The organism is Acinetobacter sp. UBA1496 (genome assembly GCF_002324975.1).
In the GTDB taxonomy this organism is placed as follows: Bacteria; Pseudomonadota; Gammaproteobacteria; order Pseudomonadales; family Moraxellaceae; genus Acinetobacter; species Acinetobacter variabilis.
Genome location: NZ_DCRI01000045.1, coordinates 18,843 through 36,994, shown reverse-complemented (window position 1 = coordinate 36,994; position 18,152 = coordinate 18,843). Strand labels below are relative to the sequence as shown.

The window sequence follows — 18,152 nt, the reverse complement described above, 5'->3', positions numbered from 1 at the left end:
TTATTTTGAATCTGAAGCAACAGCAGTGAGGGTAGCAGGCCTTTTCTTTGTCAGGAGAAAATGAGCCAAAAGGCCGATACAGATGCCCCAGAACACTGAGCTCAGGCCGAGTACACTCATGCCTGAGGCAGTTGCTAAAAATGTAATTAGGGCGGCTTCGCGCTGCTGTTCGGTTTGCATGGCAACTGTCAGGTTGGTCGAAATCGCACCCAATAAGGCCAGTCCAGCCAGTGCTGCAATCAGTTCTTTCGGGAACAGACTGAACAGCATCACGATACTGCCTGCAAACAGGCCACCTAAAATGTAAAACAGGCCATTACATACACCTGCGATATAACGTTTTTCTGGTAATTCGTGCGCATCTTTGCCTATGCAAAGTGCTGCAGTAATTGAACCCAGAACTGTGGTAATACCACCAACCCAGGCCACTGCCAGAGAGGTAATACTGGCTATGGTAATAATGGGTTTGGCCGAGACTTGATACCCGCTGATTTTTAATAAGCTCATCCCTGGCAAAAACTGACCAGACAGGCTGACCAGAATCAGGGGGAGTGCCAGGTTAAAGGTCGATGACCAGGTCCATTCCGGCTGAATCAGTTGCGGAATGGCCAGATTGAAGTCCATGCTGACTGGCTGAAACTGACCGAGAATCAGGCTTAAACAGACACCAGCCGCCAATACCCATAACATGGCATAACGGGGATTCAGTCGTTTGGCGACTAAAAACACCAGCAACATGCCAAGTACGATCACGGGCATATTGTCTGTGGCACTAAACAGGCCCAAACCGAAATTCACCAGAATGCCGGCCATCATTCCTGCGGCAACCGCTTGTGGAATCAGCGCCAGCAATTTATCGAAATAGCCACTAATGCCAATTACAAACAGCACCACAGCCGTAGTGATATAGGCTGCAATCGCTTCATTCAGTGAAATATCGGGAAATAAGGTCACTAAAAGCGCTGTACCAGGAGCTGACCAAGCCATCACAATCGGCACTTTGAACCTGGTGGATAAATAAATACTGGAAACAGCAGCACCTATGGAAATCCCCCAGATCCAGGAAATCATCATGGCTGCAGACACTTGTGCCTGCTGGGCCGCCTGGAAAAAAATAATCAGGGGACCGGCATAAGAAATCAGTACTGCTAAAAATCCTGCAACAGTGGCTGAAATCGACCAATCATTTTTTAAGGTTTGAAACAGGTGACTCATTGGCAATATGCCTCCTTGCGTCTAGCAATGATCCTGTTGATCTGTTGTGGATCTGGATTAACCCAGATCGCCACCACCGACAGGTACTACCGTACCGGTCATATAGGACGATTCATCCGAAGCCAGGAATAAAATGGCATTCACTTGTTCCTGAATCGTGCCGTAACGTCCCAGGAAAGTACGGTCAATAGTTTGATCCACCACTTGCTGCATCCATACTTTTTCAGTTTCCGTTAATGGATTGGCATTACGTGGAACCTTACGTGGCGGTGCTTCGGTACCACCCGTTGCAACGGCGTTGACACGAATCCTGTCTTTGGCATGTTCAAAGGCAAGAGCAGCAGTCAAGCCGTTAACTCCACCTTTAGAAGCCGAATAAGGCACCCGGTTAATGCCACGGGTTGCAATTGACGATACGTTTACAATGGTGCCATGCTGCTGCTTGATCATTTGCGGTAGCACTGCACGGCAGCACCACATGGTTGGGAACAATGAGCGGTTCACTTCTTTGATGATTTCTTCTTCAGAAAATTCTTCAAAAGGTTTCATCCAGATCGCACCGCCAACATTGTTGATCAGCACATCAATACGTCCATAGGTCTCTAGTGCTTTGGCTATGACAGCTTCGGCACCGGCATAGGTTTCCAGATTGGCCTTGACAATAATGGCATCACCGCCAGCCGCTTCGATTTCTGCCAGGGCTTCCTGCACATAGTCCGAAATATCGGCCAATACTACTTGTGCGCCTTCAGCAGCAGCCTGGATGGCTACACCGCGGCCGATGCCTTGGGCAGCACCGGTCACGATCACGACTTTATTTAAAAATCTTTGACGTTCGGTCATGTCGAAATATCCTCAATCAGTTGGCAGAGAATTTTTCAAACAGGAAGCTGGCAGGTTTGACACCTTCCGCATCCAGCCAACCGCGAACTGCTTCAACCATGGGTACCGGACCACACAGGTAGATATCGACATCGCCACCATTTAACCATTCATTTTCAATATGACCGGTCACATAACCTTTACGCTCATGTGTAGATTCTGGATTTGCGACCACCGTGCGATATTCGAACCATGGGAATTTGTCCTGTAGTTCATTCAGCTTTTCAATTGCGACCAGGTCAAAGTCATTGGTCACTCCAAAGACCAGACGTACTGGATGTTCAGACCCTTTTTCTTCCAGTACCTGTAACATCGACATAAATGGTGCGATGCCTGTACCACCTGCCAGCATCAATACTGGACGGGTCACATTACGCAGATAGAAGCTGCCGAATGGACCGGTAAAGATCATTTTGTCACCCGCTTTTGCATCAGCGCTGAGGAAACTCGACATTTTGCCGTTCGGCACATTGCGCACCACGAAACCGGTTAAACGGTTGCCCGGCTTAGAGCTGAATGAATAGGAGCGGGTTTCGTTAGTGCCTGGAATGCCGACATTGACATATTGTCCGGCCAGAAAATGGATATCTGGTTGACCAGCATCGAGTTGAATATCAAAGGTAATTGTGGAATCAGACAGATTTTCTACACGGGCCAACGTACCTTGAAATGCGTGAATCTCGGTTTTGCAGACATCAGATGAGGCCTGGATCTGGAACACGGCATCCGAAGTCGGCTTACATTGGCAAGCCAGAATAAATCCTTCTGCAGCTTCTTCTGGAGTTAGTGCATCTTCAATATACATTTCTTCAGGCATGTCATACGCACCTGATTCACAAAAAGCGCGGCACGTTCCACATGCACCGTCACGGCAATCTAGAGGGATATTGATCTTTTGACGGTAAGCTGCATCGGACAGGGTTTCGCCTTGGGCAACACTAATAAAACGTGTAACGCCATCTTCAAATTGGAGTGCAACATTGTGGTTTGACATGGCTGAATATCCTATATAAATCTTTGAAACTTAGCCTTTCAGCCATATTTCCCTGGCTGAAAGGCTTTTTGACCTTGCTGTCGAAACAGTCTTAGAGGTGATAAATGTCGATAACCTGGTTGATGTAATCGTTTTTCAGCACCACGTATTTGCTTAAAATCTGTGGTTTTTCGCCTGAAAAATCGATCACATAACGAGACATACCAAAGTAGCTGTAACTGGTTTTGTAACGGAAACTCAGGGTATTCCAGTTAAAGCGCACAGTGACCTTGTCACCATCACGTTCCACAATTTCAATATTGCAGATGTTGTGGCTGGTACGGGTATCCGGCATGGTGGCAGATGAACGTTCTGTCTTGATCCGGAACACACGGTCTTCCAGGCCCTGACGGTCAGGGTAGTAGATCAGTGAGATTTCAGACTGTGGATCTTCAGTCAGACGGTCATCATCATCCCAAGCTGGCATCCAGAAAGAAGCAGTAGGGGCGTAGCACTGTAACCAGTCATCCCATTGCTCATCATCTAAAAAGCGGGCTTCCTGATACAGGAACTGTGCAATATTTTCTAAAGTGATGTCGCTCATGCGGTTTCTCCTTCAGTGCTTGCAGCAATTTCTTTTTCGGTCGCAATGCCTTTTTTGATCAGTTCTAGCCAGTACTGGTGTTGTGCCAGATATAAGCCTTCATCTTCAGTTTTAATGCCGGACAGTTTTGGTTTCAGGCCAATTTCATTGGCTGCATCATCGGGCCCTTGAATCCAGTGCTTAGAACCACGACACATGTCATTCCATTCCAGCGCGATCCCGGCATAACCAGCCTGACAGGCACGGAATTCTTCCAGATCGTCCGGCGTTGCCATACCAGAAGCATTAAAGAAATCTTCATACTGACGGATACGGCGAGTGCGTGCTTCCGGCTCTTCACCGACAGGACCGATACAGTAAATAGTCACTTCAGTCTTATCGACAGAGATCGGACGCAGGACACGAATTTGTGAGCCGAACTGATCCATGAAGTAAACGTTTGGATAAATACACAGGTTACGTGAACGCTCGATCATCCATTTCGCCATGGCTTCGCCATAACGCTCGGTATATTCATCTTTCTTGGCAAAGTTTGGACGGTCTTCTGGATTGGCCCATTGAGTCCAAAGCAGCATGTGACCATGTTCAAAGCCGTAAGAACCACCGCCTTGTTTGCCCCATGAACCTGCGCTCATGGCACGAATATTATCGCCAGCTTCTTTTTCCTTACGTTGCTGAGTCGTTGCAGCATAGTTCCAGTGCACGGCAGAGACGTGATAACCATCGGCCCCGTTTTCTGCAGTCAGCTTCCAGTTACCTTCATAGGTATAAGTCGATGAACCACGTAAAACTTCCAGGCCTTGCTCAGACTGACCCACGATCATGTCGATGATCTTCATGGCTTCACCCAGGTATTCTTCCAGAGATGGAACATCAGGACTCAGGCTGCCAAACAAGAAGCCTTTGTAATTTTCAAAACGGGCTACTTTTTTCAGGTCATGAGAACCGTCTTGGTTAAAGCAATCTGAATAGCCTGCATCAGCCGGGTCTTTCACTTTTAACAGCTTGCCCGAGTTATTAAATGTCCAGCCATGGAATGGGCATGTATAGGTTGCTTTATTACCACGTTTGTAGCGGCAGAGCTGTGCACCGCGGTGTGAGCAGGCATTGATCATGGCATTCAGTTCGCCATTACGATTGCGTGCAATGATGATTGGCTGACGGCCAATATGGGTTGTGTAGTAATCGTTGTTATTGGGAATTTGGCTCTCATGGGCCAGATAAACCCAGTTTCCTTCAAAAATGTATTTCATTTCCAGATCAAATAGGGCTTGATCAGTAAATACGGAACGGTGCAGTTTAAATTCACCAGATTCAAAATCATCGACCAGTAATTCATCAATACGGTCTAAATGGCTGGTGTTAATTACAGGAATACGAGGCATGTCCAGTCTCCGACTTTCCAAGGAGGGGAAGTCATCGGGATGTTGCTCAGACTGACATCCCGATTCCATTTTGAATTAAGCGCTTGCGCGACGACGTTCTACTTCAGTGCTTGGCGCTGCAGCTTGGTCTTTAACCAGTTCAATATTGAACTGGATATGTTTGAATGGACCATTTAAACCGCGGCGTGCGATTTCAGCTTCATCGGTTACATCATCAGCAGTTGCGACCAGACCATCACGTGTGGCGAATGCAAAGTCATCCCACAGGTATTGATCGCCTTCGATGTTGAACTGTGTGGTTAACTTGCGGTAACCCGGTGCAGATACGAAGTAATGCACATGAGACGGGCGGTTACCGTGACGACCTAATTTGTCCAGTACGAACTGGGTAGTACCTTCAGGTGGGCAGCCATAACCGACCGGCATAGTGGTCAGCGCCACATATTTACCGTCTTGATCGGTAAAGATAGAGCGGCGCAGGTTAAAGTCAGATTGCGACTTGTCAAAGAACGAATAGTTGCCTAGGCTGTTGGCATGCCAGACTTCAACTTTTGCACCTTCAATGATGTTGCCGTCAGTATCGGTCACTGTGCCTTCAATAATCAGGGTCGGAATTTTGCCTTCTTCAGAACCGTCATCCATACGCGCAAAACCAACCGACTCAGGTGCACCTGCAACATACAGCGGGCCTTCGATGGTACGTGGTGTACCACCTGTAATGCCTGCTTTGGCATCTGCTTCATCCGCGCGTAAGTCTAAGTAATGTTCCAGACCAAGACCTGCAGCCAGTAAGCCTAATTCATTAGCTTGACCTGCATCAGTAAAGTATTCCAGACCTTTCCAGAGTTCAGTCTGAGAAATATCAAGATCTTCAATAGCCTGGAAAAGATCACCTAATAAACGTACAATAACTTGTTGTACACGCTCATCTACTGGTCCTGTCGCTGTATCGACATTCATTTTTTTAACCAGTGCATCAATTTCTTGGCGGTTCATACTATTGCTCCTAAAGTATGTTTTCATATTTTAGTGGCGCATGTTTTAGCATTCATTTGGCTGGCTAAATCTTGCTGGCCACAAGTCCTTTTGGATTACCCTCAGGTGTATGGGGGGAAGGATTTTTTTTATTTCCATTCCCGAATTTATTCATTACTTGTCATCATCCCGAATCGATGATGGATGGCGGTTCAATGCGATAACTTCGATGTTCATATACGGATAGAGCGGCAAGCCCTGTAGCAAGTTGTGCAACTCTTCATTGCTTTCAACCTCAAAAATACTGATGTTCGAATACTGCCCGGTGATACGCCAGATATGACGCCACTTACCCTGACGTTGCAGATCCTGTGAATAGGCTTTTTCGACAGCCTTAATTTCATTGGCCTGTTCAAACGGCATATCTTTTGGAATGTTGACGTCCATTCGTACTTGGAAAAGCATGGGATTCTCCTGGAATTATTGACGACGCAAGTTGTCAATTTTGTTTTCATCCAACTCAATACCCAGACCTGGTCCTTTCGGAATCTCAAGTTCAAAGTTTTGATACTGGAGTGGGGTTTTTAAAATATCTTCAGTCAGTAGCAGGGGGCCAAACAGTTCGGTGCCATAAGCGAGACTTTCAAAAGTCGAGAAGGCATGGGCAGAGGCGATCGTGCCCACCGGGCCTTCCAGCATGGTGCCGCCATACAGATCGATGCCTGCCAGCTGTGCCACTTTTGCAACTTCACAGCCTTCAATCAGGCCACCAGACTGCGCCACTTTGACTGCAAAAACTGATGAGCCATGCTGACGTGCGATCTGATAGGCAGACTGCGGACCCATCAAGGATTCATCCGCCATGATGGCGATATCAAAACGCTGGGTCAGACGTCGCATTGCATCCAGATTGTCAATGGCGCACGGCTGTTCAATCAGATCAATGCCGCCGTCCTGGAGTAACTGAATGCCTTTAATCGCGTCCAGCTCTGACCAAGCACGGTTGACATCAACACGGATCGAAATGTCTTTGCCCAATGCCTGTTTAATGGCAAGCACATGTTCAACATCCTGTTCCACTGGACGAGAACCAATTTTCAGTTTGAAAATATTGTGGCGTTTGGCCGCAATCATTTTCTGAGCTTCAGCAATGTCTTTCTCGGTATTGCCAGATGCCAGTACCCACAGCACTGGTACGCTGTTACGTAAATGTCCACCTAGAATTTCACTCAGTGGCTGGTTCAGACGTTGTGCCTGAATATCCAGTAGCGCAGTTTGAATGGCACATTTGGCAAAACGGTTACCATTAATATTCTTTTTGATGGCTCGTAATGTCTGTGCGACATTCAAACCCGATAATGTTTTCAGAAGCGGTGCAAAGTAAGTCTCAATATTCACTTTGACACTTTCTGGGCTTTCTTCACCGTAGCCTAAACCGCCAATAGTGGTGGCTTCGCCCCAACCCACATAGCCGTCTTCGGTGGTGATTTTGACCAGGACCAGTGTCTGGGTTTGCATGGTTGCGACAGCCATCTTGTGAGGACGGATCGTCGGTATTTGAACCAGCAAGGTTTCAACTGACTTATACATAATTACGCTTCACATTCTTGCTTTAATGTTTTGACTTGATATACCTTAAAAGAATAATTTTAATTGGTCTAAGATCGATTTAGCATTTTTTTATACTTTAAAGGTATGCAGGAATATGGAACTCAGGCATTTGCGTTACTTTGTCGCAGTCGTCGAAGAACAAAGTTTTACCAAGGCGGCAGAAAAACTGTTTATTGCTCAACCACCTTTAAGCAGACAGATACAAAATCTGGAACAGGAACTGGATATTCAGCTCTTTGAAAGAGGTAGCCGACCGCTTAAGACCACAGAAGCAGGTCAATTCTTCTACCAGCATGCGGTTAAACTTTTGTCTAATGCGGAAGAAATCAAATCGATGACCAAGCGGATTGGTATCGCGGATCGCACCATTAGTATTGGTTTTGTTGGCTCGTTATTGTTCGGTTTGCTATCACGTATTGTGTTTTTATTTAAGCAGCAACATCCCCAGCTCAAAATTGAGATGGTTGAAATGAATACTTCAGAGCAGATTCAGGCACTTAAGGAAGGGCGGATTGATGTCGGTTTTGGACGCTTGAGAATTTCAGATCCAGCAGTGAAACGGGTGTTGCTGCGTGAAGAAAGACTCATGGTCGCTGCGCATTCCAGCCATTTTTTTTCGCAACGAGATGGCGTGAACCTGGCTGAACTGGTGGATCAGCCACTCTTTTTATACCCGAATAATGGTAAGGCTAATTTTTCTACCCAGGTGCGCGGTATATTTTCCGAGTATGGACTAGAGCCGAAAAATATCCGTGCAGTCAGTGAATTGCAACTGGCGCTGGGTTTTGTGGCTGCTGGAGAGGGTGTTTGTATCGTGCCGGAAAGTGCCCAGAATATTCGTCTGGCACATTTAAACTTTATCCCTTTATTAGATGAATTTGCGGTCAGTCCGGTCTTTATGGCGATTCGTAACATGGATGAAAGTGAATATATTCGTTATCTGTTTGATGCGGTCTATCAGGTCTATGATCTTGAAGCGATTAAATATGATCGTGCGGTGTTTTAAACAAGATTAAAAACTTTTTAGATGCTATATAAAATAGGTGAAATTATTATTTAATGACTGAATTAAAGTCGTTTTATTTGGATGAATATCATTAAGGCATAGTAAATAAAGCCTTTTCTTGAAGGCAGACTTTATAGGTATAGAAGTATGCCTATTCAGTTTTGGACATTTATGGATATCTTCTGCATTGTGAATCTCATAAATTGAACTTCACAATTAGGAGGTGAAGATGTCTACAAATAAAGTGAATATAAATACGCTGATCGATGAAGCAAAGTTCACACCTTTTCATTGGGGCGTCCTGATCTGGTGTTTGCTGATCATTATTTTTGACGGTTATGACCTGGTGATTTACGGCGTAGCGTTACCGCTACTGATGCAGGAATGGTCACTCAGTGCAGTACAGGCCGGCATGTTAGCCAGCACCGCCTTGTTCGGTATGATGTTCGGAGCCATGAGCTTCGGGACCTTATCGGATAAACTGGGACGTAAAAAAACCATCATGATCTGTGTCGCGATCTTTAGTGGTTTTACGTTTATCGGTGCCTTTGCAACATCACCTGTCGAATTCGGAATTCTACGTTTTCTTGCCGGACTTGGTATTGGTGGTGTGATGCCCAACGTCGTTGCCCTGATGACGGAATACGCACCGAAGCGGATTCGCAGCACGCTGGTTGCTTTAATGTTTAGTGGTTATGCGATCGGCGGCATGACATCTGCCTTACTTGGCGCATGGCTGGTGCCACAGTTTGGCTGGAAAATCATGTTTTTACTTGCGGGTACTCCTTTACTGTTCCTGCCGATACTCTGGAAATATTTACCAGAATCATTGATGTATCTGACTAATAAGCAGCAGACTGCTCAAGCGCAAAGCATTATTCAGAAAATCTCACCAACACAGGTAATTGGATCTGACACCCAGTTTGTTCTGAATGAAGTGCAAAAAGGCGATGAAGCACCTTTAAAAGCATTATTCCAGCAAGGTCGCACATTTAGTACCTTTATGTTCTGGCTGGCGTTTTTTATGTGTCTATTAATGGTTTATGCACTAGGCAGCTGGTTACCAAAACTGATGATTCAAGCCGGATATTCACTGGGTGCGAGCATGATCTTTCTGTTTGCCCTGAATATTGGCGGCATGATCGGGGCTATCGGTGGGGGTTATCTGGCAGACCGTTTCCATATCAAAAAAGTACTGGCCATCATGTTTCTTTGCGGGGCAGCTTCTTTAATCCTGCTCGGTTATAACAGTCCGCAATTCGTGCTTTATAGCTTGATTGCAGTGGCCGGTGCAGCAACCATTGGTTCTCAAATTCTGCTTTATACCTTCGTGGCACAATATTATCCATCGACGGTGCGTTCCACCGGCATGGGTTGGGCTTCCGGAATTGGGCGTATCGGTGCGATCGTTGGACCGGTATTGACAGGTGCTTTACTCACCATGAATTTACCGCATCAAATGAACTTCTTTGCAATTGCGATTCCCGGTTTGATTGCTGCGCTGGCAATTTTCCTGGTGAACTTAAAAATGTCTGTAGAAGGTCAAGCCCTTGCTACACCTGATATTCGTACTGATTCTCTCGCTGAAAAAGCAAGTTAATGGATTAAATATCAATTAATAAAGAAAACAATTCTAATGATAGAGATCGCCATCGTAAGCGGTGGTGATCTGTTGCTAGAATCGAGACGCATAATAAAAAAGTGAGTTTAGGATGAACACGGAACAATTATTTAATAATCAAACAATCACATTAAAACGTACGGTTCTGATGAGCATGATGGCAATGAGTTTAGGGGGCCTTAGCTTGTCTACCCAGGCACAAACTCCAGCTCAGTCCAATCAGCAGGAAATTGAGCAGTTGCGTCAAGAGGTTCAAGCTTTACGTGCCTTGATTGAACAGCAGCAGACTCAGACAGCTGCTGTGACTGCACCTGTAGCGGCAACGCCGGCATCTGCAAATACAGCAGTAGCTCCTACAAGCAAACCTGTGATGAAAATTGCCAGTGGGGCCGAGTTTAATTTATATGGAAATATTCGTGCTGATGCCTCTTATCAGGCTGAAGGCGGTGCAGCGACACGTATGTATAACCAGATTAATGCGGTACCTCTAGGCACAGGTGAACGCAGTGATGAGTTTAAGTCCACGCTTTCAGCCACCCGTTTAGGGATGGATTTTAAAGCGCCCGTGGGTGCTGGGGATAAGGCCTTAAGTGGTAAGGTTGAGGTCGATTTCCTGGGTGGAGCTGGTTTTGATAACCTGCGTATCCGTCATGCCTATATCAGCTATGCTGACTGGTTAATTGGTCAAACCTGGTCAAACTTTGCAACTCCGGACTATATACCTGAGACGGTAGATGCACTGGTTTATGCCGGTGGTTCAATTAAACGGACACCTCAGATTCGTCATACCAGTACTTTGAGTCCAGCGACTAATCTGGTGCTTGCAGTAGAAGATCCGAAAGATGCGACCATTACGGGAATCAAACAGCGTTTACCTGCCTTAACAGCACGCTTAAACCACAAATTTGCGGATAATCTTTCTGTCAGCGCGCGTGCGATGGGGAATGAAAAACGCGTGAATGAAGATGAAAAAACTGCATGGGGTGTAGGTGTAGGCGCGAAATACGAGTTTGTTCCAGGCACCAGCCTTAAGGCAGATTATTATCATGTCAAAGGTGATAGCAGTTTTGTCTCTTACGCCAATCCAGGTGTCGTTACAGCTGCTAATGGAGATCTTCTACAGAGTGAATTCGACTCAATTACAGTCGGTCTAACGCAGCAGTTTAATGATAAATTGCGTGGCACAGTAGGCTATGGTTATATGAATTTCGACCAAGATAATGGATATCTTGCTGCTCCTGGCCTGAATCTAACAGCAGTGAACAAAGACCTTTGGCAGGCTTGGGCCAATGTGTTCTATAATCCTACAAAACCGCTGAGTTTTGGCCTGGAATATGTCTATGGCGAACGTGAAGCATTGGGTGCTGCATCAAATGGCAGTACAAAAGGTGAAGATAACCGAGTGAATGCCGTTGCAATTTACAGTTTCTAAGCTCTAGCGATTTACATAAGAAACTTAAAGCGTGGATGAATTAATCCACGCTTTTTGCATGATTCAGGATCACCTTTGCCAGCACATCGACAACGTTTTCTATCTCAGAGGTCCAGTCAAATGAACAGTTCAGGCGAATATAATTCTGGCTGGTATGTTCCGGTTTAAACAGCAAAGCAGGAGCAATGGCAATATTTTGCTGAATCAGCTGTTCATATAAAACCTGGCCATCCAGCTGTTCCGGCAATTTGATCCAGAGAAAATAGCCACTAGAATAATAATAAATTTCACAGACTGAATCTAAACGCGATTTAAGTTCCTGATAAAACTTTTGCTTATACTTTTCTAGCTGCTGTCTTAAATGGCGCAAATGCTTTTCATAATGATGATGGGACAGAAAATCGACCAGTGCATTTTGTAATAGCGGACTAACAGTCAAAGTACTCATGAGCTGTAAATGCTGGATTGCATCAGAAAATGGGCCAGCGAAAACCCAGCCGACCCGCGCACCCATGCCCAAGGTTTTGGAAAATGAAGAGCAGTGCAATACCCGTTGATGCTGATCAAAATATTTTACGGAAACCGGTTTATGAGCACCGTAATTGAGTTCCTGATAGACATCATCTTCAATCAGATATACCTGATATTCATTCAACAGTTCCGCAATTCTTTGCTTGATCTCTGAATTTACCGTAAAGCCAATCGGATTATGCACATTCAGCATCAGCCAGCAAACTTTGATCGGGTACTGTTTAAGTGCTTGTTCAAATGATTCCAGGTCAAAACCAAACTGTGAATGCTCAGGGATTGTGATGACTTGCAGGCCTAAACGTTCAGCCGCCTGCCAGGCACCATAAAAAATGGTTTGCTGCAGCAGGATAAAATCACCAGGTTGAGTCAAAGCCTGTAAAGACAGATTAAGGGCTTCCAATGCACCAGAAGTAATGACAATGTCATCCGAAGTGCAGTTTATGCCTTGTAACTGATAGCGGTTGGCAATCAGTTGGCGTAATTCCTGATTACCCGGTGGCATATGATTTTGATGGCTATAACTGCTTTTTCTTTTGCTATGCTGCGCCAGAATCTGCATAAACCGGCTGTTATATAACAGTTCAGCATTTGGAAAAGCTGAACCAAAAGGCGCAATATTTGGGGTTTGCAGTGACTTTAAATAATTAAATACCACAGAGTTGATTTTAATTTTGGAATTTAAGCCAATTTGTACCGCAGGTTCTTTGCTGTTATAGGTTTGAGGTCGCTCCGCAATATAGTAGCCAGATTTATCTTTGGCATAGACTAATCCTTGCGATTCAAGCACCTGATAGGCATTAAGCACCGTCATCAGGCTATAGCCGGACAGTTCAGTCTGTTCCCGCAATGAAGGTAATTTGTCATGCGCCTTCCATGCGCCATTTTCAATCATCTGGCGAATATTCTGGGCCAGCTTTTCAGATTTGAACATAAGAAAATAAAATCTAAACTGTACTAGTATAATCAGGATTATATTATGAATAAGTTGTTAAAATATAACAAATGAAGAAAAACAGTGGCTAACTGTTATATTTTTTTTAATGAATATTGTATCTATACAGCTGATTTAGGTCTGCTGATAATAAAGCTCATAACGCCAGACCAACCTATGGGTGATCATATGAATTCAGAAGACAACAAAGCACCAAAATATGCGGATAGCAGTATTTCTGATGCAGCATTCAAGAAGATGATTCTCTGGTTTGCACTTTATGCCGGTTTATTCTGCCTAGGCGTTATCTTTGTAGTAAATGCAGACAAAATTATGATGAGCGGCTTTTAAAATTCTCTCCCTGAACACTATCATCGCCCCAATCTAAATTGGGGCTTTTTTTATGGCACACATTACCAGTTTTATTTTCTGCTTTTTTTCTGCATCCACTTTATGGCTTTGTCACAATTTGATACTCACAAAGTCAGATTTCCTTGCTAGATTCAGACTGTTTGATGATAAAAATGAATACAGGCTTTTCGCCAGCGCATCATACAGAAATAACAACGATATAACAGATGGACAAATAACAAGCATAAAGGAGTGAAGCATGCTCGGAAATATGATGTTCCAGCCCTTACTGATCAGCAGCATGATTGAACATGCCGGCCGTTATCATGCCGATACCGAGATCATTTCTAAAAATACTGATACCAGCATTAAAAAGACCAATTGGGGAGAGATCCGGGAAAACTCGAAACGTTTTGCCAATGTATTACAGCAATTCGGTCTGACACTCGGCGACCGGGTTGCAACCATTGCCTGGAATAATCATCGACATCTAGAATGTTGGTATGCCATTTCGGGAAGTGGACTGGTTTGCCATACCATTAACCCGCGCTTATTTCCGGAACAGCTGGTATTTATTATCAATGATGCTGCCGATCGGGTACTGCTGTTTGATAAAACCTTTGCACCTTTGATTAAAGCCGTCAAACCGTTATTAAAAACTGTAGAACAGTATATCTGTCTGGATGCTGAAGATTCCGCGATTCGTGAAGCCATTCCGGAAGTTCAGTTTTATGATGATTTGCTTGCCCAGCAATCTGCAGAATTTGACTGGCCTGAACTGGATGAAAATACAGCGAGTTCACTGTGTTATACCTCCGGTACGACCGGAAATCCAAAAGGGGTTTTATATAGTCATCGTTCAACAGTATTGCATAGTTACGCCATTATCATGCCGGATTCCCTGAATGTGGCAGCGCGTGACATCATGCTGCCGGTGGTACCAATGTTCCATGTCAATGCCTGGGGAACCCCATATGCCGCTGCCATGGTCGGTTGTACCTTGGTGCTGCCGGGGCCGGGCCTGGATGGAGCCAGTCTGGTCAATCTGATTGATACGTATAAAGTATCTGTAGCTTTAGGCGTTCCAACGATCTGGCAAGGGCTGATTGCGGCTGCCCAGCAAAGTGGTTCAAAACTGGAAAGCCTGAAACGGAATGTGGTCGGTGGTTCTGCCTGCCCACCGGCGATGCTGAAAACCTTTAAAGAGCAGTTTAACTGCGAAACCATTCATGCCTGGGGGATGACTGAAACCAGCCCACTCGGTAGTGCCAATCAGCTAAAAACCAAACACCTTGATCTGGCGGATGAAGAAAAAATGCAGATTCGTCTGTCTCAAGGTCGTCCACCGTTTGGCGTTGATTTACGTTTAACCGATGAAGAAAAAGGAACTCAGGAAATTGCCCGAGATGGTGAAACCATAGGGAATCTACAAATTAAAGGGCACTGGATCATTGATCATTATTTCGGCAAGGAAGAATCTGCACTCACAGCAGATGGCTGGTTTGATACCGGAGATATTGCTACCTTAAATGAAGATGGCTTTATGAAGCTGTGTGATCGCTCCAAAGATCTGATCAAGTCAGGCGGTGAATGGATCTCTTCAGTCGATCTTGAAAATATGGCCATGGGACATCCTGAAATTGCCATGGCTGCCGTGATTGCGGCACAGCATCCTAAATGGGATGAGCGTCCCGTTCTAATTGCAATTAAAAAGCCAGAGAGTCATGTGAGTGAAGCCGAAATTCTGGATTACTATGCGGACAAGGTCGCAAAATGGCAGATCCCGGATCGCGTGATTTTTGTAGATTCTATTCCATTAAGTGGAACCGGCAAGATGCTGAAAAAAGACCTGCGTGAACTTTATGGTTCTATCTTGCTCGAACAGGCCGTAGGTTAAGCTATTTTTTTAAAAGGTAAATTTTTGCCTTTTTAACTCACCCAATATTTAAAACAGAAACTGATCTCTTATATAGAGGTCAGTTTTTTATGTGTTTTTGCTAAAAATATACAGACCAAAAAAGCAATTTATTCAGTTCATACAGTTTTAACAGCACTTTCTGGCTAGGATTGTCTTACAAAAAGCTCAACAATGGTTTTTAAACACATAATTTGACCTACATTGACATGGTGTGAGCTTCAGAATTCTTTATTCTAGACTACATAATAAATAGACAGTTGTACATTAATGCTGTCTGCGGAATAGAGGGGGATAAAAATGACAAGTATGACAACCTACAAGCCGCATTGGATTCGTGAAGATTTCATTGATTTTGTTGGTGAAAAAATCCATCCAACCTGGGCACTCAAAAAAGTCAAAGCATCGATCGTGAATATTCAGGCGGTCAGCCCGGACTTTTTCAAAATCCAGTTACGTCCAAATTATAACTTTAATCGCGGGTCATTTCAGGCCGGTCAAAATATCGCGGTGACTCTGCGTCTGGATGGAGTACGGCATCAACGTCATTATTCTATCGTGACCATTTTAAAAAATGGTGATGTGATTATTGCAGTCAAGCAGCAAGGTAAAGTGTCGCGTGCCCTAATTTTATTGCAACTGGGTGCAGTGGTCGAGCTGTCTCAGCCACAGGGCGAATTTACCTTATTAAACTCTCCTAAACCGATTCTATTTCTGGCATCAGGCAGTGGCATTACAGCAATTTATTCCTTATTGCAAAAAGCAGTCGTGCAGTTTCAGCATCGGATTGACCTGATCTATTTCACCCGTGATGATGCATTTCATGCCGAGATCAAAACCTTGGCGTTGATGCATCCTCATCTGAAATATCATCATTTTAATACAGTCGAGCATAAGCAGCATCTGAGCCAGCAATTGCTAAACAAGCTGGTACCAGATTTTGAACAGCGTGAAATCTATGCCTGTGGTTCCGCGGGAATGATGAAAACTGCACTCAAGATTGCCGATAAACTGGCGGTGAAATCCAGCTTTCATTCTGAATATTTCCAGATTGCAATGGATGAAAAAGCGAAAGCACAGCCTGTACAGTTTTTAAGATCGCAGCAGGAATTCCAGGCAGAATCTAATCTGCTGGAAAGTGCAGAACAGGCGGGTCTTCGTCCAGCGCATGGTTGTCGTATGGGCATTTGTAATACTTGCTCATGTACCAAAGTCAGCGGTTCGGTGAAAAACATGCTGACGGGTGAGATCGACCACGGCAGCAATACTCCAATCAAACTTTGTATTTCACAGGCCGTCAGTCCTGTGGTGATTAATTTATAAGCTATTTTAACCATTACTAAACGAATAAGAAGGTGCTCCCATGAATATGCAAATTGATTTTAAAAAACACAGTAAATCTCAATTTTTAAGCCCGGAACAGGTTGAAGAGTTCGGCGCCAAGGTTGATGCTATCCGCCGTGAAGTAATGGAAGATTTGGGCGAGAAAGACGCAGAATATATTTATAAAATCCGTAATTTTGTACGTTATAGCGAGATTGCTTCCCGCGGCATGTTAATGTTTGCAGGCTGGTTGCCACCAGTATGGTTAGCGGGCACAGGCTTATTGGGTATCTCGAAAATCGTGGAAAATATGGAACTTGGCCATAACGTAATGCACGGCCAGTTCGACTGGATGAATGATCCAAGTTTGAATGGTTCTACTTATGATTGGGATACTATTTCCACTGGGGATGACTGGAAATACACCCATAACTATATTCACCACACTTATACCAATATTGTTGGTATGGATCACGATGTCGGTTATGGTCTGATCCGTGTCAGTGAATCTCAGCCGTGGGAACTACGCTTTATCTGGAATATTCCTTTAACCATTCAGTTGATGGTGTTCTTTGAATGGTATGTGGGTGTACAGCATTTGCATCTGGAAGATGTGATTGCTTATAAAGCCAAAACCTGGAAACAGGTCTGGGAAGAAGCAGCACCTTTACGCAAAAAAATGCGTCGTCAGGTCCTGAAAGATTATGTATTTTTCCCGATTATTGCCGGTCCAAATGCGATTCCAGTATTTACGGGAAATGCGGTTGCCAATGTGATTCGTAGCCTATGGGCGTCTGCGGTGATCTTCAATGGACATTTCACTGAAGATGCAGAAACCTTTGAAATGGACAATACCGACAATGAAACCCGTGCGGAATGGTATCTGCGTCAGATCCGTGGTTCGAGCAACTTCAGTGGGGCGAACTGGTTGCATATTCTGAGTGGTAATTTAAGCCATCAGATTGAGCATCACCTGTTTCCCGATATGCCAGCAAACCGTTATGCCGAAGTAGCACCAAAAATCAAAGCCTTATGTGCCGAGTACGGGATTCACTATAACGAAGCTAGCTTTGTGAAGCAGTTCTCGACTGTATGGGTCAGACTGGCGAAATGCTCACTGCCAAATGAATGGAATCAGCAAATTGCAGAAAAAACTCATGCAGTTAAATCGGTGTTTCGTTACTTTAAATCTAAGCTTGTAAATTAATTTTTTAAGGTTTCTCTATTATCCAGTTTGGTACTCCTCAATAGATTTGGATGGTCTATTGAGGATTTTTTTATCTGTTAAAAAGTGCTCAGTTCACACGAATTTATGAATGAAATATGAAGATGTTTTTCAAAAAATGACGAAGCCGGGACAGATTTACTACGGCTGAAACGCTTCGCGTACAAGCTAA

16 protein-coding genes are annotated in these 18,152 nt (G+C 44.5%); 7 read left to right on the top strand and 9 right to left on the bottom strand.

Translation table 11 applies throughout. The features are described from left to right. The 8 genes from benE to B3143_RS04930 form a co-directional block, all read right to left on the bottom strand. On the bottom strand, positions 1-1,215 hold the full coding sequence (gene benE / locus B3143_RS04965; protein WP_004785625.1) for a benzoate/H(+) symporter BenE: 1,215 nt from the start codon (positions 1,213-1,215) through the stop codon (positions 1-3). Positions 1,216-1,272: 57 nt separating this feature from the next. After that, positions 1,273-2,058 (bottom strand): benzoate diol dehydrogenase BenD, encoded by a 786-nt coding sequence (gene benD, locus B3143_RS04960; protein WP_004785628.1) that lies wholly within the window; start codon positions 2,056-2,058, stop codon positions 1,273-1,275. 16 nt (positions 2,059-2,074) lie between these two features. Then, the gene (gene benC, locus B3143_RS04955) at positions 2,075-3,091 is read right to left on the bottom strand and encodes a benzoate 1,2-dioxygenase electron transfer component BenC (RefSeq protein WP_004785630.1); all 1,017 of its coding nucleotides are present in this window, start codon (positions 3,089-3,091) and stop codon (positions 2,075-2,077) included. A 91-nt stretch (positions 3,092-3,182) separates the two neighbouring features. Further along, a complete protein-coding gene (gene benB / locus B3143_RS04950; RefSeq protein ID WP_004785632.1) occupies positions 3,183-3,674 on the bottom strand; it encodes a benzoate 1,2-dioxygenase small subunit in 492 nt (163 codons plus the stop codon). Continuing rightward, entirely contained in the window at positions 3,671-5,059 is a 1,389-nt protein-coding gene (gene benA, locus B3143_RS04945; protein WP_004785635.1) for a benzoate 1,2-dioxygenase large subunit, read from the bottom strand. Before benA ends, benB begins: the two co-directional genes overlap by 4 nt. 75 nt (positions 5,060-5,134) lie before the next feature. Beyond that, entirely contained in the window at positions 5,135-6,055 is a 921-nt protein-coding gene (gene catA, locus B3143_RS04940; RefSeq protein ID WP_004785638.1) for a catechol 1,2-dioxygenase, read from the bottom strand. A gap of 153 nt (positions 6,056-6,208) precedes the next feature. Then, positions 6,209-6,499 carry a muconolactone Delta-isomerase gene (gene catC / locus B3143_RS04935; protein WP_004785640.1) on the bottom strand — a complete coding sequence of 97 codons (291 nt, stop codon included), beginning with the start codon at positions 6,497-6,499 and terminating at the stop codon, positions 6,209-6,211. Positions 6,500-6,514: 15 nt separating this feature from the next. Next, positions 6,515-7,624 (bottom strand): muconate/chloromuconate family cycloisomerase, encoded by a 1,110-nt coding sequence (locus B3143_RS04930; protein WP_004785642.1) that lies wholly within the window; start codon positions 7,622-7,624, stop codon positions 6,515-6,517. A 115-nt stretch (positions 7,625-7,739) separates the two neighbouring features. Between B3143_RS04930 and B3143_RS04925 the strand changes: the two genes are divergently transcribed. The 3 genes from B3143_RS04925 to B3143_RS04915 all read left to right on the top strand — a co-directional run bounded on the left by B3143_RS04925 (position 7,740) and on the right by B3143_RS04915 (position 11,704). Beyond that, complete coding sequence (locus tag B3143_RS04925; protein ID WP_004785644.1) at positions 7,740-8,651, top strand: LysR family transcriptional regulator; 912 nt, start codon at positions 7,740-7,742, stop codon at positions 8,649-8,651. A 229-nt stretch (positions 8,652-8,880) separates the two neighbouring features. Continuing rightward, a complete protein-coding gene (locus tag B3143_RS04920; protein ID WP_004785647.1) occupies positions 8,881-10,251 on the top strand; it encodes an MFS transporter in 1,371 nt (456 codons plus the stop codon). Between the two features lie 112 nt (positions 10,252-10,363). Continuing rightward, the gene (locus tag B3143_RS04915) at positions 10,364-11,704 is read left to right on the top strand and encodes a DcaP family trimeric outer membrane transporter (protein WP_004785650.1); all 1,341 of its coding nucleotides are present in this window, start codon (positions 10,364-10,366) and stop codon (positions 11,702-11,704) included. Between the two features lie 40 nt (positions 11,705-11,744). On the opposite strand, the gene B3143_RS04910 is transcribed toward B3143_RS04915, so the two are convergent. Continuing rightward, positions 11,745-13,166 (bottom strand): PLP-dependent aminotransferase family protein, encoded by a 1,422-nt coding sequence (locus B3143_RS04910; protein ID WP_004785652.1) that lies wholly within the window; start codon positions 13,164-13,166, stop codon positions 11,745-11,747. Positions 13,167-13,355: 189 nt separating this feature from the next. Between B3143_RS04910 and B3143_RS04905 the strand changes: the two genes are divergently transcribed. The 4 genes from B3143_RS04905 to B3143_RS04890 all read left to right on the top strand — a co-directional run bounded on the left by B3143_RS04905 (position 13,356) and on the right by B3143_RS04890 (position 17,962). After that, complete coding sequence (locus B3143_RS04905; protein WP_162835335.1) at positions 13,356-13,517, top strand: hypothetical protein; 162 nt, start codon at positions 13,356-13,358, stop codon at positions 13,515-13,517. A 259-nt stretch (positions 13,518-13,776) separates the two neighbouring features. Next, positions 13,777-15,414 carry a long-chain-fatty-acid--CoA ligase gene (locus B3143_RS04900; RefSeq protein ID WP_004785656.1) on the top strand — a complete coding sequence of 546 codons (1,638 nt, stop codon included), beginning with the start codon at positions 13,777-13,779 and terminating at the stop codon, positions 15,412-15,414. 318 nt (positions 15,415-15,732) lie between these two features. Next, positions 15,733-16,755 carry a flavin reductase family protein gene (locus B3143_RS04895; protein WP_004785657.1) on the top strand — a complete coding sequence of 341 codons (1,023 nt, stop codon included), beginning with the start codon at positions 15,733-15,735 and terminating at the stop codon, positions 16,753-16,755. A 40-nt stretch (positions 16,756-16,795) separates the two neighbouring features. Continuing rightward, on the top strand, positions 16,796-17,962 hold the full coding sequence (locus B3143_RS04890; protein ID WP_004785658.1) for a fatty acid desaturase family protein: 1,167 nt from the start codon (positions 16,796-16,798) through the stop codon (positions 17,960-17,962). Positions 17,963-18,152 lie beyond the last annotated feature (190 nt).